General features: G+C 38.5%; 12 protein-coding genes. 10 read left to right on the forward strand and 2 right to left on the reverse strand.

Annotated elements, in window-relative coordinates; translation table 11 throughout:
- Positions 1 to 477: 477 nt before the first annotated feature.
- Positions 478 to 4584, forward strand: coding sequence for a 5'-nucleotidase C-terminal domain-containing protein (locus DRW41_RS06785; RefSeq protein ID WP_115451215.1), 4107 nt, complete (start codon positions 478 to 480; stop codon positions 4582 to 4584).
- 503 nt (positions 4585 to 5087) lie between these two features.
- Here DRW41_RS06785 and DRW41_RS06790 read toward each other — a convergent pair.
- Both DRW41_RS06790 and DRW41_RS06795 read right to left on the reverse strand, forming a co-directional pair.
- Positions 5088 to 6605: an ATP-binding protein gene (locus DRW41_RS06790; protein ID WP_115451216.1), complete on the reverse strand. Its 1518-nt coding sequence runs from the start codon at positions 6603 to 6605 to the stop codon at positions 5088 to 5090.
- A 216-nt stretch (positions 6606 to 6821) separates the two neighbouring features.
- Positions 6822 to 7976: a C40 family peptidase gene (locus DRW41_RS06795; protein WP_115451217.1), complete on the reverse strand. Its 1155-nt coding sequence runs from the start codon at positions 7974 to 7976 to the stop codon at positions 6822 to 6824.
- Positions 7977 to 9113: 1137 nt separating this feature from the next.
- Between DRW41_RS06795 and DRW41_RS06800 the strand changes: the two genes are divergently transcribed.
- From DRW41_RS06800 to DRW41_RS06840, 9 genes are all read left to right on the forward strand, one after another.
- A complete protein-coding gene (locus DRW41_RS06800) occupies positions 9114 to 11855 on the forward strand; it encodes an S-layer protein (RefSeq protein ID WP_115451218.1) in 2742 nt (913 codons plus the stop codon).
- Positions 11856 to 12087: 232 nt separating this feature from the next.
- A complete protein-coding gene (locus tag DRW41_RS06805; protein WP_115451219.1) occupies positions 12088 to 12582 on the forward strand; it encodes a tetratricopeptide repeat protein in 495 nt (164 codons plus the stop codon).
- Positions 12579 to 14147, forward strand: coding sequence for an O-antigen ligase family protein (locus DRW41_RS06810; protein WP_115451220.1), 1569 nt, complete (start codon positions 12579 to 12581; stop codon positions 14145 to 14147). The genes DRW41_RS06805 and DRW41_RS06810 overlap by 4 nt, the downstream gene beginning before the upstream one ends.
- 43 nt (positions 14148 to 14190) lie before the next feature.
- Positions 14191 to 15159 carry a GDP-mannose 4,6-dehydratase gene (gene gmd, locus DRW41_RS06815; protein ID WP_115451221.1) on the forward strand — a complete coding sequence of 323 codons (969 nt, stop codon included), beginning with the start codon at positions 14191 to 14193 and terminating at the stop codon, positions 15157 to 15159.
- 24 nt (positions 15160 to 15183) lie between these two features.
- Positions 15184 to 16149: a GDP-mannose 4,6-dehydratase gene (locus DRW41_RS06820; RefSeq protein WP_181884448.1), complete on the forward strand. Its 966-nt coding sequence runs from the start codon at positions 15184 to 15186 to the stop codon at positions 16147 to 16149.
- Positions 16150 to 16159: 10 nt separating this feature from the next.
- Positions 16160 to 16936, forward strand: coding sequence for an ABC transporter permease (locus DRW41_RS06825; protein WP_115451223.1), 777 nt, complete (start codon positions 16160 to 16162; stop codon positions 16934 to 16936).
- A 1-nt stretch (position 16937) separates the two neighbouring features.
- Entirely contained in the window at positions 16938 to 18251 is a 1314-nt protein-coding gene (locus DRW41_RS22905; protein ID WP_181884449.1) for an ABC transporter ATP-binding protein, read from the forward strand.
- Positions 18233 to 19543 (forward strand): FkbM family methyltransferase, encoded by a 1311-nt coding sequence (locus tag DRW41_RS06835; protein WP_115451224.1) that lies wholly within the window; start codon positions 18233 to 18235, stop codon positions 19541 to 19543. The genes DRW41_RS22905 and DRW41_RS06835 overlap by 19 nt, the downstream gene beginning before the upstream one ends.
- A gap of 8 nt (positions 19544 to 19551) precedes the next feature.
- Positions 19552 to 22065, forward strand: coding sequence for a glycosyltransferase (locus DRW41_RS06840; RefSeq protein WP_115451225.1), 2514 nt, complete (start codon positions 19552 to 19554; stop codon positions 22063 to 22065).
- The last annotated feature ends 4 nt before the right edge of the window (positions 22066 to 22069 follow it).

Here is a 22069-nt window from a genome sequence, read left to right on the forward strand (position 1 = left end):
GCTTTTCTTCAGCGGAAAGCATTCTCCAGTTTTTTACTTGAATTTTCATCAAAGTTCACTCCCCGTCTTTTCAATGTCATTTTTTCGGCAAATACCAACTTTCTGCCTATAAACAACTATACCGAGTCTAATACTGAAACTGAATAGGGAATCGTTCAACAAATAGTGACCGGAATAAGCGTTTTCAGCCAGAATATCCCTAATAAAGGATGTCCCGTGGGTAAAAGGGAGGGGAAGTGGCCGGAAATTTGGAGAAATTAGTCGACCGAAAATTTGCATAATTAAGGTAAAACATGAGTTTTGCCCTATAGTCGTATTGTTAACCTTGGGCTAGAATGGACGTGCAAATGAGTAAATCGGTATCCAGGAGGGGATAGGCGTTACCATTACCATATTTGTCCTGCAGTATATGCAGCCTGTTTTAGAAAGGGCATAGGAAGACAAAATAACTTGGTAATAAGAAGGAGGCACCAGAATTTGAAGGCATTAAAAAGACAATTGTTCATTTTGACTACCATTTTAACCATGCTGGCCGGCACGGTTTTTCCGTATGCGGGAAAGGCGGCGGCAGAAGAAAACTATATTACGGTCGCCCAGGCGATTGCGAATAACACAGGTACGGCAACGGTTAAAGGCTATATCGTTGCCTATACAGTAGGAACAAAGAATTATGATTTTGATGCTCCTTTTGGAGGAAATACAAATATAGCAATCGCGGACTCAGCGACTGAGCGCGATCCGGCGAAAATTCTTCCTGTCCAACTCCCAAATAATGATTTTCGGACGAAGTTCAACCTTCAGTCCAATCCTGGGAACCAAGGTAAGCAAATCCTGGTCACAGGCTCGCTTGAAGCGTATTTCACCGTTCCGGGACTGAAATCTCCTACTGCGATGAGTTTTGTCGGAGAGACGCCGACGGATCCGGAGCCATCTCCGGAAGGCCTGAAGATTCACCAAATCCAGGGCGGCTCCCATGAATCTCCATATAAAGACCAAAACGTAAAAGGCGTCCGGGGTATTGTTACGTATGTTGAGGATGCAAGCAATTTCTACATGCAATCCGCAACCCCTGATAATGATCCGAATACTTCGGAAGGGATCCTTGTCTACAAGCCAACCCATAATGTAAAAGTTGGCGACCTCGTATCCGTGGACGGCCTTGTAAAGGAATGGGTACTTGATGGGTACTCGGACAAGCTTCAGACAGACCTTGCAATGACGGAACTGAACGCAACGGGAACAGGTAATTCCGTAACTGTCATCAGCAGGAACAATCCGTTGCCTGAGGCATTGGTTATAGGCAAGGACATCTTCCCTCCAACCCAAGTCATCGACAACGACCGGTTCGGAACTTTCGACCCAGGTGAAGATGGCATCGACTTTTATGAAAGCATTGAAGGTATGCGTGTTGCGATTGAAAATCCAACTGCAACAGCTCCGCAAAAATACGGGGAAATCCCGGTCATTGCCGGCAAAGTGGAAGGGAAGCCTTACACGATAGCGGGCGGAACGATTTTAACAAAGGACACTGCGAACCCTGAACGGATGCATATCCTGATGGGAGACAGGGACTATGTCAACAAAACCGGTGACCGCTTAAACGGAACCGTAACCGGGGTTGTCAGCTATGGATTCCAGAATTACAAAATCCTAACTGACCGCGCCAGCCTTCCTGAACTGGTTGAAGGCCCTGCGGTACGTGAAACAACAACCATTAAAAAAGAAGCGGACAAGCTTACAGTCGGTACCTATAATATGGAAAATTATCGGGCTTCCGAAACAGTGAAAACACAAAAGATTGCCGAATCGATTGTGAAGAACCTGAACTCGCCTGACATTCTCGGGCTTGTGGAAGTCCAGGACAACAACGGTCCGACAAATGACGGGACTACTGACGCCTCGAAAAACTATCAGGCTCTGATTGATGCCGTCAAGGCAGCCGGCGGCCCAGCCTACCAGTGGACCGATATCGCGCCTGAGAACCTGAAAGACGGCGGCGAACCGGGCGGGAATATCCGTGTCGGCTACCTCTACAACCCAGCGAGGGTACAGCTTGCAGCTGGGGCACCAAAAGGAACAGCCACACAGGCGGTTTCCTATGTTAACGGCTCGCTGACTTTGAACCCGGGCCGGATTGACCCGACTAACACGGCGTTCAACTCAAGCCGCAAGCCGCTTGCCGCGGAATTCGTCTTTAATGGCGAAAAAGTAATCGTCATTGCCAACCACTTCAACTCGAAGGGCGGAGACCAGCCGATTTTCGGAAAAAATCAGCCGCCGGTACTTGGCAGTGAGGCACAGCGCCTGCAAATCGCGCAAATCGTCAACAACTTCGTATCAGATGTCCAAACAAAAAACCCGGATGCAAACGTAGTTGTCCTCGGTGACTTGAATGATTTCGAATTCTCGAAACCGCTTGAAGTCCTAAAAGGCGATGACCTGACAAACCTGATTGAAACTGTACCGCAGCCAGAGCGCTATACGTACAACTATCAGGGCAATGCCCAGGTGCTTGACCACATGCTTGTGTCAAACCGCCTGGCAGGGTCTTCCGAACTGGATATCGTCCACTTAAACTCGGATTTCTCAGCAGCACAGGGGCGTGTCAGCGACCACGATCCGCTTGTGGCCCAAATCGACCTGACTCCGGCACCAGCCGGCCCTAAACCGCTTGACCTGACAATCATGCACGTAAACGACAGCCACGCGCATGTCGAGCAGTATCCGAAGCTCGTTACGGCTGTAAACGAAGTCCGCAGCCAGGCGAAGAACAACCTGCTTCTCGATGCGGGCGATGTGTTCTCCGGAACATTGTACTTCAAGCAATACCAGGGCCTCGCCGATCTTGAGTTCATGAACCAGCTCCGCTATGATGCGATGACATTCGGCAACCATGAATTCGATAAGACTTCGGAAACGCTGGCCAACTTTATTTCAAGGGCAAACTTCCCGATTGTCAGCGCGAACGTTGATGTAAGCAAAGACGCTTCGCTAGGGAAACTTTTTGAAAATAAAATCGCCACCAAGCCTGAAGGCGGCAAAATCTATCCAGCCATCATCAAGGAAATCGACGGCGAAAAAGTAGGCATTTTCGGCCTGACAACGACCGATACGACATTCCTTGCCAACCCGGCGGATCAAATTGTATTTAATGATGCAGTAGCAAAGGCTAAGGCCACTGTGGCTGCCCTTAAGGAGCAAGGGGTCAATAAAATTGTTGCACTTTCCCACCTTGGCTATGTGCCTGACCAGGAACTCGCGGCAAAAGTCGATGGCATTGACGTTATAGTCGGCGGCCACTCACATACAAAGCTGGACAAGCCTGTCCTCGTGCAAAAAGCAGAGCCGACGCTGATTGTCCAGGCGAACGAGTATCTTAACTATCTGGGCAAGCTTGAGGTTTCGTTTGACGAGAATGGCGTCATCAAGAGCCATAACGGCGTTCTGCTCGACCTAAAAAATTACACTGCGGACGCGGCAGCGGCGGCACGCGTAGCAGAACTAAGGGCCCCTCTAGATGATTTGAGGAAACAGGTCGTCGGATATACGAATGTTCCATTGAACGGTGTCCGTGATGATGTCCGATCAAAGGAAACGAATCTTGGCAACCTGATTGCCGATGCAATGGCGGCAAAAGCGAATGAATCGCTGCCGACAACGATCGCAATCCAAAATGGCGGCGGAATCCGCGCATCCATTGATGTAGGCGATATCACACTTGGAGAAATCCTTGAAGTAATGCCGTTTGAAAATCAGCTAGTCGCACTTGACCTGACCGGCGCGGAAATTTGGGCGGCGCTTGAAAATGGCGTATCGCAGGTGGAAACCAAGCAGGGCAAGTTCCCGCAGGTATCCGGACTGCGCTTCCAATACGATCCGGCCAAGCCTCCTATGCAAAGGGTATGGAAGGTAGAGGTCAAGAACGGCGACAAGTATGAAGCGATTGACTTGAACAAAACGTATCGCGTTGCGACAAATGCGTTTGTTGCCGATGGCGGGGACGGCTATACATCCTTCAAGAAAGCCAAAGATGAAGGCCGCATCCATGAATTGTTTGTCGTCGACTTTGAAGTACTTGCATCGTATATCGAAAAGAACAGCCCAATTTCACCGGCAGTAGAAGGGCGGATCCTTGCCGGACAGGAGCCTCCGAAAATTGTAAGCGGCTGGGTTGAAAAAGACGGCCAATGGTTCTTCTATGACGAAGCCGGCAAAAAAGTAACGGGATGGCTTGAACTTGAAGGCAAAAAGTATTATCTTGACCCGGCAGCGGACGGGGCAAGAATGACCGGTTGGAAAACGATTGACCAATCAACCTATTACTTCAATGACGAAGGCGTCATGCAGGTTGGCTTGGTTACAATCGGCGGCAAGACCTATCTATTTGACGAGGATGGAGTCCAGCAGACCGACAAGTGGTCGGAGTATGACGGCTGGTGGTACCACCTCGACAAGGATGGCGTCGTGAAGAAAAAGCAGAAAAACGCACCTCCAGGCCAGATTGGCAACACCCCTGGACAGGGCGGCAGCCAGCCTCCTGGACAGTCCGGGGAAACACCTGGAAAAGGTAAAAAATCCGCATAAATGATAGAAGCACCCGAGGGCCTTTTCGGCCCCGGGTGCTTTTTCTGTATATTTCGGTATCAATCAAAATAAAAAGAGACGCAGCAATGCCGCATCCCCTTAAAACTTAAGTTTTGAAGACATATAGCTTACCGCCCGCAAGATGAACAGCTTTTCCTGCAAGGTTAATCTGTTCCAGTTCCCGGCTTTGATTTTCATCCTCCCACTCCCCTTTACTTCAGCCTAGTTTTACCTTCCTGGCAGGAAGGCCCGCCGCTTCATATTTCATTTACTTATTCTTCCTTTACCGCGATTCAGCCACGGGTAAACGATGAATCGTTCTGCAAATTCGGCGCAAAAAGGACAAGCTTTTGCCTCGTTCAACGAGAGTGGATGCAGATAGTGGCGATTGAAATTGGATGAACAGGAATGATGGCGAATGAAATTTGGGAGAACGGAAGCAGGATGAGGAAAAGCCCTTCGGATTTGCGGGAGTTGAATGAAAAAAGAGGCTTTTTAAAGCCTCAGTTTTTGTATGGAAAAGTAACAATAAATGTCGTTCCTTTATTCGGGCCATCACTTTCTACAGTGATCCGCCCCTTATGGTCCTGAATGATTTTATACGTGACCATAAGTCCCAGCCCGTTTCCGGCGGCCTTTGTTGTAAAAAACGGCTCCCCAAGCTTTTTTAATTGCTCGTCTGTCATGCCGACGCCTGTGTCTTCTATTATGACGTTAACTTCCTTTCCACGTTCCTCGATCGAAATTGTCACGATCCCGCCATTCGGAATAGCCTCGATGGCATTTTTAAGAATATTGAGGAATACCTGCTTAAGCTGGTTTTTTTCTCCGGAAATCTTCACTTCCTGGTTTGGAAAGTGGGTAATAATGATCACGTTCCTCAACAAGGCTTCAGGTTCGAGGAATCTTGCCGCGCTTTGCAAAATCGAAGCAAGGTTGCATGTTGAGAAATCCGCCTGATGCGGCCTCGCGAAAATCATAAAATCGCTGACAATCGAATTGATCCTATCAATCTCATCGAGGATCGTCTTGGTGAAAACGGTTTCATTTGTAGTTTCGGTTAGAAGCTGGACAAAACCTTTTATTGTGGTGAGCGGGTTCCGGATTTCATGGGCAAAGCCAGCTGCGAGCTCCCCGACCATTGAAAGTTTCTCCGCTTTCTGCAGTGTTTCCTCCGTCCTTTTTTTCTCGGTAATATCATATTGGATCGAGATATGCTTATATTTTTTCCCGTTTTTATCAAGGAAAGGAACCATTGTTGAATCCACCCAATAGGTGGTTCCATCTTTGGCTTTGTTCAGGATTTCGCCGTTCCATACCTTCCCTTTGGATACTTCCTCCAGCAGCTCTTCGAAATATTCCACTGGATGGTATCCTGAATAAAGGAGGGCCGCGGGCTTTCCAATTAGTTCTTCCTGTGAATACTTTGTGACTTCACAAAACTTTTCATTTACATAAATGAACCGGTCATTTTCATCCATAACAGCGAAGATTGTTGCTTCATTCAATGCCTTTTTCAGCTCGGCAAGCTCAGTAAGGGTAACTTTCAGCCCCTCCGCCGATTCATCCAATGCGAATCGGGTTGTTGATAGGATCTCGTTATAATGGGTAACGACTGAAGAAAGGACTGCGTGATACAGGGGGTCGAGGATTTTAATGCTCTCCAATAGGTCTCCGGTTGTAATGGAGCCTGCTTCAATCTCTTTTTCCATAAGGTCGAATACATCGGTACGCGTTTCATTTAACAGGCCGATGCTAGAATCAAGGGATCCGCCTCCAACTACCGACTTTCTACCCAGCAAATTTGCGAAGGAAAATAAATCATCTTTAATGGCGGGGCTCTGTTCTGCAAGGTATTCTCCGACCAGATAAAAGATGTACCCCTTCATATAGTATTTATTATCAAGCTGGCTATAAATAGCACTGTACTTGCCGTTGTTGCGGGGCAAGTCCAAATAACCGGCCACTTCACCGCTGAGCTCCTTGATTTTCCAGCCTAAATACTTCATTTGACTGTTCATGACTCCCCCTCCGCAAAAAGTGGCATTAGAAGACGTACTGAAAGTCCCTCCCAGGAAAAAGGTGAGAAATAGCCAGTATATCCTATAACTAGTATAATTTTCCCAAGCTATTTTGTAAAATTGGAGGCCGGGAAATACGGTTTTTCTAAGCTGGTAAAAAAAGGCACCAGAGCAGGTGCCTTTTTATCTAGACAATTCTATATGGAAAAAGAAATTTTAATAGAACCGTTTAAAGCTTTCAAAACGCGCTTTGTAATATGGATCATCAAGGCTTGTTATTGTAACGCCTATGACCGCGTCAGCGTGGAGGAAGAAGTTGTCCCCCAGGTAGATGCCCATATGGGAAATTCCCTTCTTGTATGTATTCTCAAAGAATACGAGGTCTCCCGCCACTGGTTTATCAACTTCATAGGAACGATTGTAATAGCCTTCAGCCGAATGGCGGACAAGTTGGTTCCCGGCCTGATTATAAACATAATAGATGAAGCCGCTGCAATCAAAGCCTTCAATCGTCGAGCCGCCCCACACATACGGGGAGCCGATCAGGTTTTTGCCAATTGAAATAACTGCAGGGGTGATGCCGCTATTCTCCGCTGGTGAAGCTGGCTGAGGCGTTTCAGCAAGCGCCGGAACCTTCAAAGTCTGGCCTACCCTGATCATGTCGGTAGCAAGTCCGTTCAGAGCTTTGAGATTTTCGACGGTTGTATTGAATTGCAGGCTGATCTTCCCAAGTGTGTCGCCGCTGACAACCACGTAGGAACCAAGGCTTCCTGTTGCGGGCTGTGCTGGAACGGTTGGTTTTTCCTGTTGAGTCGGTGGAACCTTTACTGGTTCAGCAGGCTTAGCCGGCGCCTTTCCTGGTTGTGCGGGCTTAACAGGTGCTTTTGCTGTATCGGCAGGTTTTACGGGAGCCGCGGGTTTTGCTGGTACTGCGGGCTTTGCAGCAACAGTGGATGCCGCCTGAAGCTTAAGGACCTGCCCAATATAAATCATATCGTTTTTCAGGCCGTTCAAGGTTTTTAAATCACCGATTGGTACGCCGGTTTTAACGGAAATGGCGCTTAATGAGTCGCCTTTTACGACGGTATAGGTTTTAGCTTTCGCCTGGCTAGGAGCCGCGGCCGGCTTTGTTTGGGCTGGGGCTTTTATACCTGGTCCGGGCAAGGTGATTTTTTGGTTCAGGAAGATTTTATCGGAGGCCAGTTTGTTTAGCTTCATCAGGTCAGCCACGGATGTATTTGCCTTTACGGAGATTCCGGAAAGTGTATCGCCTTTCTGCACTGTATACAACTCCGAAGCCGATGCACTTGAGGAATACGCTATAGATAGAAGGGCAAAGGTCGCAAAGGTGGCAGATGCTTTCTTCTTCATCACTTTACCTCCAAAATGTGTTCAGGTACAGAATATTTTACCATAAGAAACGAACCTTTCTAACCCTTTTTGGAAAATTAAGTCGAAATATGGATATCACTTAAAGTGATTTTTGAAAAGCATCCTGAATAAATAATACGATGGGATAGGAAATCGTAGGATCGGGCGGCTTGAGACGGAGGATTGGAATGGAAATCATATATAGATATGGTTGTCTCGTTCTAGAACTTAGGGACTAGAACATTGCCTATATCTCGAATTAGATGGATTCTGTTTATCTCTATAATGATATCTTGGGGGAGAAATGGCAATTCCTTCTGAAGGAATAGGTTGAACTGCCGGCTGGCAATCGAATCCACTATGGGTATGTTGCTTATTCCTTCTATAGAAGAAAGACGGAAAAGATATCTATCATGATCAAGCGGGATTGGGCTACATAATTAAAGTAAGAAAGGTTATTTCGGATGGTTGGGACCTGGAAGACGCTTACGGGGGATTGGAAATTCAAAAACCAAAAGTAGCAGGGATAAAGTCACGCTTATAGTTCCGGCTTAGAATATGGGCCAAAACGGACGAGTAGTTGTAAAATCATACCAGGCTCTGAATCTAAAGGCTTTAAAGCATTTAAACTTGAAACTCCCCGAAGGATTCACTTTGGACAAAAATAGGGAAGACTAATATTGGGGCGAGAAGAAAGCTATAAAATTAACACTACGGAGAACAACTCCAGGATTAGCCAGATAATGTAAGCGAAATCCAATAAAAGGAGGTGGGTTTTGATAGTTATTTAGATTTTCGCATGATTTTATTCACGAAAAATTAACATTTTCCGAAAATAACCCATTACCTTCCATTCAAACCATTAATTTCTTCCATTTTTTCGCCAAATATATACATATAAAACTAGATTTCCCTAGGGAAATGTATTATTATAGAAAATGTGAAAGGTGCTGGTAAGCCGCTCAATACCTGGCTAATTTCACATAATTTCTAAAGCATATGCAGGAATTACACATATTAGTTGATATTTCCATATTGCTTTAGTATAATTGTCGTTAAGTTTGTTAGGCGGTAGTTTGTGCCTTTCAGGCGGAAACTGTCGTACTACTAAAATACCGAAAGGGGAAAACCAGACTTATGAAGAAAAAAGCTATCAAGATAGCTGCTGCTTCCGCAGTCGCCGCTTCTGCATTCGTTGCTGCCGCACCAGCCCAAACTGATGCCGCTACTAACGTAGCAACAGAAGTAAGCAAAGCTGTTACCCAAATGAAGAAAGCGTACCACACGTACAGCGATATAACCGCTACTGGCGAATTCGCTGACATCAATGTAGTTTACAAAGAGTACAACGCTGCTAAAATCGCATACAACAACGCGAAAGCAATCGTAACAAAAGCAGGCGGAGCCCAAAAAGAAGGCTACCTTGCCCAGCTTGAAGTCACTTATGATGACTACATCGCTAAGCGCGTCGTTACATACATCGACGCTTACAACTACGCTGTAGCTCTTGATGCTAAGAGGCAAGCTCTTGCTAAAGCCCTTACTGACAAAGACTGGAACGCTGCTGAAAAGCTTTATCATGAAATTTCTTATGAACTAAAGACACGTACAGTGATCCTTCACCGTGTATACGGCGAATCTACTCGTGAACTTTTTGTTAAAGGGATGAAACAAGCTGCCCAAGATCTTCGCGACAGCCAATCAGTTAACATCACTGTTAAAATGTACGCTGATGTTGCTGCAAAAGAATTGGCAGAGAAGGATCTTGCTGGTGCTAAAGCTGCAATCGACAAAATCAACGAGTTTGTTGCTAAGGTTGATAAGGACAGCGAATTCGGTAAATTCCTACTAGCAAAAGTTGCGGAAGTGAAGTCTCAGTATGACGCACTTGATGCTCCTAAAGTAACTGGAGTTACTCCAATCAACGCTACTCAAGTTGTTGTTACTTTCAATAAAGAGCTAAACCGTACTGATGCTCAGACAGCAAGCAAGTACTCAATCAATTCTACTACTCCATCCACTGCTTCTTTAAGCGCAGATGGGAAAACTGTAACACTTACTTTTGCTACGGCAAACCAAGTAGAAGTTACTAACGGGGTATTTGTAGTCGAGCCTATCAAACTAGCTGCTGACACTACAAAAACTACACCAAAATACACACAGGTATTTACTTATGAAGATACAGTAAAACCTGAGATTGCCTCCGTTGAAGCTAAGACAAATGGAACTGCAGCTACAAGCCTAACTGTAACTGCAAGTGAACCAATTCAGTCTTCCTTGGCAAAGGTTAATGGATCTTACTATGCTATTAACTTTAACGGAACAGACGAAGCTACAATCACAGGATTATCCCTAGATGCTAGCAAAACTCACACTATTGAGTTGATCAACCTAACTGATAAAGGCGGCAACGTCACTGTTAGCACTTCTAAATCCTTTGGCGTAACTGTTGACACAGTAGCTCCAACCGTAGCACTTGCACCACAAGGAGATAAGCAAATCCTTCTTACTTTCAGCAAAGCAATGGATGTTAACTCTGTAACTTCAGCTCTAGCTTCAGGTGCAGTTAAGGATGAAGCGCTGGCTAATGTTAACCACTTAGCACCGACAGTTGTAGCTGGTTCTGGCAACAAGCAATTTGTTATTACAATTACAGATGCGCTATATGCTAACAAAACTAGCAGAGTATTGACTGTCGTATTCCCTAACACAATTAAGGATTACCTCGGTAATGCGATTGCCCCAGGAACACAGTCAGTAACTTTGACTAAGGATACTGTAAAACCGGTTGCTACTGGATACAAGGTAAATAAAGATGCCAGCGGTAATGTAACTGGTATTGAGGTTACTTTCAGCGAAGGACTTCGTGCAAATGCAGATCCAACTGAGCCTACTATCGTTAACATGAACGGAGTAATTGTAACAGGTACGCTCCTTGGAGGATTTACAGCAGCTCCTGTCGCGGCGGGTGACAAGAAAGTAACTTTCACTGCTAATACTCCTGGTAAAGTAACAGGACAATACGCATTCTCATTTGGTTCTGGACTAGTACAAGACCAGGCAGAGACTGCTAATTCGTCTGATGCGTTTAATTACAATATTGATTTTGGAACTGGTGCAACAACATTCAGTTTGCCTGCTAATCCTGTTTCTTCAACTGGAAATACCATCACAGTAGAATTTGGAAGAACGGTAAAAGGTGGAGCTGTTGCAAATTCAGCTACTGATCCTGCAAACTACACATTAGCTGGTCAGCCACTACCTGCAGGTACGACAATTTATCTTGATGTTGATCAAGATACTGCAACAATTACACTTCCAGCTGGTTCAGTTGCAAAATCTGATACCCACGCAGTGTTCACTGTTGCAAACATTATGTCACTGAATGGTGCTCTTCTTAACACGTATACTGGCACTGTAGCAGTAACTGACAACACTAAACCAGAACTTAACAGTGCTGTATTGAATGCTGATGGTACTGTTACACTTGGATTTAGCGAAGCGTTGACAGTTGGTCCAGATAAAGACGACCTAAAACTTGTTCTGAATGGTTCTCAGGTTAATGTTGCAGCATACAATGTTACAGCTGTAACGGCTGGTGCTGATGCTGGCAAGTACCTAGTTTCAGTAAATGCTCTTGTTGATGATAAGGCAACTGCCGCTACTACTGATGACACTCTTTATGTGGATGTAGATGGAAGTGGTACATTTACCAATGGAGATATCGTTGTTGCAACTGGAAATGTTTCAGCTGGTACAGTTAGCTTAAGGGCTGCTGCATTCACATCTGTGAAGGTTGGAACAGTTGCTGCTCCAAACACAGCTAAAGATGCTGCTGGCAACTTCGTAAAAGGAAACGCTGAAATTGCAGTTAAGTAATTTCTAACTCAAAAGTGGTTTCGGTTTTTAACCGAAACCACTTTTTTAGTTTGAAAAGCAATTAATTTTCTTTCTGAAATTAAAAAATGATTGAGCAAGAATTGTGTGGGGGAGAGAAATCATAAAGGATAATTTTTCCTAATAATTAAATACCACCAATCTATTGATTAACTGTCGTTCCTATTCTAAAATTGGTTAAGGAGTAAATAATTGGCGAAACAGGGAGAAAATCATGAAGGAAAATGTAAGATTAGCTATATTTGTGGGTGTATTTATTTTTTCCGTTATTATTCTATTTGCCTCCAGCTTTATTGGTAATAAGGAAAATCAAATTTTTATCGAAGAAAATAAAAAGTACGAACTAGCTAAGCAACAAATGAATAATCCTGAGACAGATCGATCAATAGAATTGTTAATGGATCTACAGGAAAAATATAATGATAACTATAATGTTTTGCGTTATATGGGGTTGTATTATGGTTTGAAGGGAGATTTTGAAAAGGGAGTTTTATTTACACAAAGAGCTGTTGAGAAAAGGCCCTTTTTGGCCAAGAGTCCCGGGTTTTGTTTTCAGTTTGGAGAAATGTTGTTCTTTTATGGAGATTATAAAAATTCAAAGGCATATCTGGAACTAAGCTTAGCTAATAACATACAGGAAGAGCATAAGCTGCGAATTCAGCAATTAATAGCGGAAGCCGAAGCGAGGTTACAGGGTGAGGGAAAATGAGTATAAAAAATGGTTATAAGATTTATCGAGATGAACAAGAAGATCTTTTGGAAACAAAAAAGACTAATCATCTAATTTTTTTCATGTTTTTAATAATTATAATATTAGTGCCGTTAGCGGCAAAATTGCATGGTGTAAATCATGTAAGCCCAATAATAACAGAAGAACCCATATTGAGTTCAGGGGAAAAAGGAAACATATTTTCATACTACAAATTTTTCATTTTAGTAGCAGTGACTATATTCATTTCCTTAGCTTTTCTCTACAAAGTTTTAGTTTTAAAAAATAATATCTTAAAATCCAAAATTAATATTTACATTGGAACCATGGTTGTTTTTGTTGCTTTGTCCACTTTATTCTCCAATGCAAAGATAATTTCCTTATTTGGAATGTATGATAGGCACGAAGGTTCAATCACCTATTTGTGTTATTTTTTCTTATTCTATATAGCTTTAAATATTCAGGTTGAAGAAAAAAAGAAAGAATTAATTTTTTGGTCATTGGTTCCTTTTGTGATAATAAATTTTGCGTTGGGTCTTCTGAATTTATGGAACATCAATATATTAAACAAGCCATTTATTCAAAAAATGGTTTACGGTGAATTGCCTGAGGGAGCAACAATTAGGGAAGGCTCGTTTATAATAACCACTCTGGGCCATGGGAATTATTTAAGTGGAACATCAGCAATGATTACAGTAATATTTTTAATTCTCTTTATTCTTTCAAATAGTCTTTCGAAGAAAATCATATATGGAATCCTAACAATACTTTCTTTTGCTACATTAATTACTTCATTATCAAGCAGTGGATTTGTAACTACCTTATCAATGATTCCTATAGTTGTCATAATGGTTTTGTACAGGGCAGATAAGAAGTTAAAAATAATAAGAGATTTCTCTATTATGAGTATTTCATTTCTATTAATAATCTTTATTTTCTCTAAAATACAGCCCAGGGTTTGGGATGAAACAATAGGACTTATAATCAAACAGAATCCATTCCAGGTAAGCGTAGAAAGTTTTAAGGGAATACCCAAGGAGCTCTCCATTTTTAGTATTAGTGAGGTAGATGCCTCAAATGCGAGTGATTTTACCCCTCCAGAATTGCCTGAAGCCGGAGTAGCTGCAGGAACGGGTAGGGTTTATATTTGGGAGAAAACGATAGAACTAATTAAAAATAGGCCGATATTTGGATACGGGTTGGATACATTTGCCTACTATTTTAATCAAGATGATCCACAAAAACATGCCAATCTTAATGAGGGCTATAGTGTGATAGTAGATAAACCCCATAATATTTATTTGAATCTTGCATATGGAGCAGGAGTAATAACACTAATAGGTTTCTTAACTTTAATTATCAATTATGTTAAAAGCATAATACGAGTTGTGAAAACAATAAATATGAACACGGTGGCACTTGTATGCGGGTGCTTAGCTTATTTGTTCCAAGGCATGTTCAATGATTCGACGATAGGAGCAGGTGTGATATTTTGGATTTTATTCGGTTTGAGCTTTAATAGCTTGCTAATTCTAGAAGCAAATCGTAAAGAAGCTGATATTTAGATATAAAATAAACATACGAGTACTGATTATGGAGGATTCCTAAATGAAAAAGGCATTAATTACAGGAATTACAGGACAAGATGGTTCATATTTAGCAGAATTATTATTAGAAAGAGGTTACAAAGTATACGGTTTGGTAAGAAGGACGAGTACCCCAATTATGGTTAATATTGAACATATAAAAAATGATGTTGAATTAATTTCAGGAGACTTAACTGATTTGTCTTCTTTAATTAGAATTGTTGAATCTATTCAGCCCGATGAAGTATATAATCTTGCAGCTCAATCTTTTGTTGGATCATCTTGGGATCAACCAGTTTTAACTGGTCATGTAACTGGACTAGCAGTAACAAATATGTTAGAAGCTGTCCGTATTGCAAAACCGGATGTGAAATTTTACCAGGCTTCTTCCTCTGAAATGTTTGGTAAGGTTGTTGAAACTCCCCAAAAGGAAACAACTCCATTTTATCCAAGAAGCCCTTATGGAGTTGCTAAACTGTACGGTCATTGGATAACTGTAAATTATCGAGAAAGCTTTAATATGTTTGCTTGCTCTGGGATTCTGTTCAATCATGAATCTCCGAGACGCGGGGTTGAATTCGTAACTCGCAAAATTACAGATGCAGTGGCAAAAATTAAATTGGGTTTAGCAAACGAACTGCGTTTGGGTAACTTGGATGCAAAACGAGACTGGGGCTTCGCTGGTGATTATGTAAAAGCTATGTGGTTGATGCTTCAACAGGAAACCCCCGATGATTTTGTAATATCAACTGGTGAAACTCATACGGTTCAAGAATTCGTTGAAATCGCATTTAACCATGTCGGTTTGGATTGGAAAGATTATGTAGTGATTGATCCAAAGTTTGTACGTCCTGCGGAAGTAGATCTTCTACTTGGAGATTGTTCTAAAGCAAAAGAAAAACTAGGATGGAAATTAGAAGTTTCATTTGAACAATTAGTAAAAATAATGGTTGATTGCGATTTGGATAAATATAGTAAATTATCTAATTAATCTAATTAAAAGAGTGTGATGAAAGTGAGAGCGCTAATTACTGGAGTTAAAGGATTTGTAGGTAAGTATTTAGCAGACCATTTACTATCGCAGGGAATAGAGGTATGGGGGACTTCACGTAAGGAATCCCCTTTTTTATGTTTAAGTAATGGTAATATTTCAGTTATTAAGAATGATTTAAATAATACAGAAGAAATATTTAATCTTCTTCAATTAATCGAGCCAGACTATATTTTTCACTTAGCAGGACAAAGTAATGTCAAACAATCATGGATTGACAAAGAAGGAACTTTTTATGCGAATGTTAATAAAACGATTTTTTTATTAGATGCCTGTGTTGCATATCAAAAGGAAAATCCTCAAATGAGATTGTTAACAGTCGGTTCTTCAGAAGAATATGGGAAGGTATTGAAGAATGAACTTCCAATTCAAGAGACTACTCAACTTCGTCCGGTAAGTCCATATGGGGCATCAAAGGCAGCTGTTTCAATGCTAGTTAAACAATATAATACGGCTCATAATTTAAATGTAATACATGCGAGACCTTTTAATCATATTGGACCAGGGCAATCTGATGGATTTGTTGCAATTGATTTTGCAAAACAAGTTGTTAGGTTAGAAGAAATTCAAAATCCAACAATGTATGTTGGAGATTTAAGTAGTAAAAGGGATTTTACAGATGTTAGAGATATCGTTAGAGCATATTTCGAAATAATTCAGTTTGGTGAAATAGGTCAAATATATAATATTTGTAGTGGAACGCCTGTTGCAATTCAGGAAATTTTAAATTACCTCCTTTCATTTTCTTCGAAAAAGATAAATGTTGTTGTTGATGAATCAAAAATGAGGCCAATAGAGATAAAAGAATATTATGGTTCTAGTAAAAAAATCAGAACGACTTTAAAGTGGAAACCATTATATACAATTGAGAAGAGTTTAAGTGATATTTATTTCCATCTCCAAGAAGCCAACAGTGAAAAAGAGTGGTGACAGTAATTAGATGGTAAAAGATTTAAAGGCAATTTTAAATTATAGACACATGCTCTTTAGCATGGTGCAACGAGAATTAAGGTCAAGATACAAGGGATCTTTTTTTGGGTTTTTATGGACTTTCATAAATCCATTATTACAATTGATAGTATATTCAACGGTGTTTCCATATCTATTAAGAGTGAAGCAAGAGAATTATCCGATGTTTCTCTTCATCGCATTATTACCATGGATTTTTTTTACAACATCTGTTCAGAATGCTACTTCAAGTATAGTAGGTAATGCTAATTTAGTGACTAAAATCCATTTTCCGAGGATGATCTTACCCTTATCTGCTGTTTCAACAAATTTAATGAATTATATTTATAGTTTAGTAATAGTAGTACCTGCTTTATTGCTAACCGGTGTACAGTTAACGGTTAATCTTCTTTGGTTCCCATTAATTTTATTTATTGAGTTTATATTTGCATTTGGTTTAGCGTTGATATTTTCAGCCTTACATGTAAAATTCCGTGATATAGAACATATAGTGGGAGTTTTAGTTTTCTGTTGGTTTTATGTTACTCCTATTGTATTTCCGATGGATATTTTTCCACCGGAGCTTGCAAGGTTGATGGGAATAAACCCCATGGTTGGGGTTATACAATCATTTAGGAATATCTTTCTTTATGGAATTCAACCAGATTTTGGAGCATTAGCTTATTCATTAATAGTTGCACTTATTGCTCTATTTATCGGTTTTTTTGTATTTAAAAAATATGAAAAAACCTTTGCGGAGGATTTATAAAATGAATAGTAACATCGCTATATCAATACAAGGTATAAGTAAGAACTTTAAAATATTTAAAGATAAACCTGTTTCATTAAAAGAGAAAATTTTAAAGCTTAGAAGTAATCATTTTGAGCCTTTTAATGCTGTTAAGAACGTTAGTTTAGATATAAAAAAGGGTGAAACCGTTGGCTTAATTGGTCATAATGGATGTGGAAAAAGTACATTGTTAAAACTTATTTCTCAAATTTTATATCCAGATCAAGGGATGGTTATAGTAAACGGCAGAATTTCAAGTTTAATTGAATTAGGTGCTGGTTTTCATCCCGATTTTACAGGACGTGAAAATATTTATATAAATGGTTCGATTTTCGGTCTTTCTAAAAATCAAATTGATGAACGAATTGATGAAATCATACGCTTCTCTGAATTAGGAAGTTTTATTGAAAACCCTGTACGAACTTATTCTTCAGGGATGTATATGAGATTAGCATTTTCGGTAGCAATTAATGTCGATCCTGAAATTTTATTAATTGATGAGATATTGTCTGTCGGCGATTCTAATTTTCAAAAAAAATGTTACAACAAAATTGAAGGATTTAAGAATAGTGGGGTAACAATTATTATTGTTGCTCATGACCTTGGAACAATCGAAAAAATTTGTGATCGAGTTATTTGGATGGATAAAGGTGTAGTTAGAGAACAGGGTGATCCTGATAGAGTTGTAAATTTATATACACAATATATGAATAAAAAGTTTGTGGAGCAAAGACAGGAAGAGCACAAACACAAAGAAGAAAAGAAAAAACAAGCAGATAAGAAACATCAAGAGGGACAACAGTATCCAAAAGAAGAAATGCAAGTTGAAGAAGAATTGAAAACAAGCCAACAGGTATTTTCAGATGATATACGTTGGGGGAGTAAAGAGGTTGAAATCACAGGAGCAAGAATTTTAAATAATAAACATGAAAGTACAAATGTAATTTTAGCTGGAGAATCATTAGATATAGAAATTGACTATAAAATTAACCAACCTCAAGAAGAATATATTTTTGGAATGGGGTTCTATACAGTAGATAAATATCTAGTTTATGGGAATAATACTCAAATTTCTAAGTTAAAAATAACAGAACTTAAAGAAAAGGGAACTGTTAAATTTAAAATAAATGAATGCAATCTTTTGTCCGGTAATTATAAATTAAATGTAGCAATTGTTGATAAGAATCATAGAGCTTTAGATTTCATTAAATTTTATCAGGACTTTACAGTTATTTCTAACGATAAAGCTGTAGGAGTCCATTCAATTGATCATAAATGGGAAATTATACAATGAGAGTAGAAGGTGTCAAAGAGTCAATGAATAATCAATTTAAAAGCATTGAACAGGAAGTAATATACAAGAAAATGGTGGAATTTCTAAAAAAGAATGGACAAAACGAAATTTTACCTATAGAAGCCACTTTAAATGATTCAAGGGATTTAAGTCAATATATTCATGACATGGATGCAACTAAGAATAATGAAGCACACAGATTCTTACACTCCCATAGAAAAGTAATAGGACCCATTATAGTATTTTCAAAAAAAGTAGTAAGAAAATTATTGAAGTGGTATATAAATCCTATAACACAACAACAAACAACATTTAATAATGCAACAACATCAGCTATGGTGAAAACGTCCGAGTTAGTAACAAAAATAAAAGATGATGTAAGTACTGTTAATGCAAAATGTGACAATACTATACAAAGTATTAGTGAAATTAATGAAAAATTAAAAGTTACTGAAGAGAATATTGAACAATTACAGGATACTATTACTTCAAAACTTCAAATAGAATTACAGCAATTGCTATATCAAAATCAAGAGCTTCTTTTAAGACTAACAAGTATGGAAGAAAAAAACTCTAGTCTTTTAAATAATATAGAGATTGGTTCTTCTAGTGGAGATGATTTTTTTAATAAAAAAACATTTGGGCAGTCCGGTGAAGATAGCATCTTGGCTTACATTATATACGTATTAGGAGTACCTTTTGAACAGTTAAGGTATATTGATTTAGGCGCAAATCACGCTAAGGAGCTAAGTAATACCTATTACTTTTATAATAGAGGATCGAAAGGGGTATTAGTAGAGGCAAATCCAAAGTTGATTTCAGAACTTAAGTTTTATCGAAATAAAGATATTGTTTTAAATAATGTAGTTGATATTGTTGATGATAAGGATGTTGATTTCTATATCTTAAGTGGTGATGGTTTAAGTACACCTGATTATGAATCAGCTAAAAGCTTTTGCGAAATAAATCCTAATATTAAAATTGTTGATAAAAAAAATATAACAACTATTACTTACAATACAATAGTTAAACAATATTTAGGTGTTGCTCCTACAATTTTGTCTATTGATATAGAAGGAAAAGAAATGGAGATATTACAATCAATTGATTTTGAAAACTATCGTCCCTTATTAATTGTAATTGAAATGGTAAATTATGATACAAAGTTAAATTATAAAACCAAAAACAAAGAAATTGTCAAATTCATGGATAGTAAAAACTATGATGAATATGCATTTACAGGTATTAATTCCATCTTTATAGATAAAGAATTTTTGGAACAAAGGAGTTAACCAGAACAATGAATATAGCGATCGATGTTTTGGCAATACTTGGAGCAGGATCAAAAAATAGAGGCATTGGTAATTATACAACAAGTCAACTAAAGGCATTATTTAATCAAGACAAAGAGAATAAATATTTCTTATTAAATTTTTATGAAAATATTTCTTTAAAAGAAATTCTAGATTATCCGGATAATGTATCTGAGTATTATTTTTATCTTGGGAAAAATGAATATATTGGAAAAGAAGAGGGTTTCAAAAAGATATTTGAAAATATTGTGAAGAACTTTCTTGAAACCAATCGTATTGATTTATTCTATTTTACATCTCCTTTTGATCCAACAGTATCTTATGATATAAGTTGGTTTAATAATGTGAGGACAGTTGCCACCTTGTGGGATATTATTCCTTATATCTTTAAGAAAAAATACCTCTCTGATAAGACAACATATGAAAATTATATGAAGTCTATTAGTTTTTTGGAGAATGTAGACAAATTATTAGCCATTTCTAATAGTGCAAAAGAAGATATGATTCAAAATTTTAAAATAAATCCAGAAAAAATTGATGTGATTTATGCTGGAACAGATAATGATTTTAGAAAAATAAATATTTCTTTTGAAGAGGCTTTAGATTTTAAGAAGACTTATAATATAAAAGATAAATTTATTATGTGCACAGGTGGAGATGATGAACGCAAAAATATCGAAAGCCTAATTGTGGCATATTCAAAAATGCCAAAAGAATTGATAGACGAATTTCAATTAGTTGTAGCGTGTAAGTTAAGTCAACACTCCGAAACACATTACTATGAGGTAGCCAAAAAAAATAATGTATTAGAACGAGTAATTTTAACAAATTTTGTACCATTAGATCATTTGGTAACGTTATATAATCTTGCTCATATTGTTGCGTTTCCTTCAAAATATGAAGGTTTTGGGTTACCAGTTATAGAAGCAATGGCTTGTGGTACACCTGTACTTACGTCAAATAATTCGAGTTTAGGAGAAATAGCAATGGATGCAGCCTTTTTAGTTGATCCATTTGATGTAAATGATATTTCTAGAGGGTTAGTAAATATATTAACGGAAGTTAATTTAAATAAACTTATAAATCGCGGTTTCGAACGTATAAAAATGTTTACTTGGGATAAAGTAGCTCAAAGTACATTAGATGGAATTGAAAAAATTGAGTCTAAAATTAAAGTTCAAAAAAAACTCAAAAAAAAGATTGCATTTTTTACCCCTTTGCCTCCTTTACAATCAGGCATTTCAGATTATAGTGTAGATGTTTTAAATAAATTATCAAAATACTTTACTATTGATGTGTTTATTGACAAAGGATACACTCCGGATAATCTATATAATAATAAAATTTCCGTTTATACACATAATTTTTTCGAATCTAAACAGAGTGAATATGATGAGATAATTTATCAAATGGGGAATAGCTCATACCATGCTTATATGTTGGAATATGTAAAGAGAAATCCAGGTATTCTTGTTTTACATGACTATAATCTACATGGATTATTGCATTTTGTGGCTCAAAAAGAAAAAAACTTAGATTTATATAAGCAATTCCTATATGAAGACTATGATATAAACTATATAGACGAATATATAAATAAACTCCTAAATGGAACGAGTGGTATTCAGGAATATGAAATACCAACTAATGGCGCATTGGTAAACTATTCTAAAAAAGTAATAGTGCATAGTGATTATTCTAAAAAACAACTTTTATTAAATAATATAAATAGGAATGTTAGGAAAATTCATCACTATGCGGAAATTGAGGAAGATGTTGATAAAGATGAAAAATGTAGTAATTTAAATTTTGAAGAGAGTAAATTGATTTTATCAGCATTTGGTCATATTCATGAAACTAAGCGCATTATGCCCATTTTAAAAGCATTTAAAAATTTAACTATTAAATATAATAATATTCAATTAAATTTAGTTGGTAAGCCTGATGTAAATATTGAAAATGAAATAACTCAATTTATCTCTTCAAATAATTTGAGTTCAAAAGTAACTGTTACAGGATATATAGGATTGGATGAGTTTGAAGGTTATATAGATATTTCAGATATATGCTTGAATTTAAGATATCCATATAATGGGGAGACTTCAGGTAGTTTAATGAGAATTTTGGCGAAAGGCAAGTGCACTATTGTAAATAACATTGGTAGTTTTTCAGAAGTTCCGGATGAATGCTGCTTAAAATTGGAATCACCCGAATTCCTAACTCAACAAGATGAAATTGATTTAATTTATAATAGTATTGAGTCATTAATCTTAAATCCTAATAAGATTATTACTATTGGGGATAATGCAAGACAATATGCTAAAGAAAATTTAGACATAGATAAGATCGTATTGCAGTATGTAGATTTTATTAATTATACCCTTATAAATACTTTAAACGCATCATTATTAAATGAAATTAGTGAATTTATTTTAAAAAGTTCAGGACCTGATTTAAAAGAAATTCATAAGGTAGCCCAAACTTTATCATATCTAAAATAATTAA

Source organism: Neobacillus piezotolerans (genome assembly GCF_003362805.1).
GTDB classification, from domain to species: Bacteria; Bacillota; Bacilli; order Bacillales; family Cytobacillaceae; genus Bacillus_D; species Bacillus_D piezotolerans.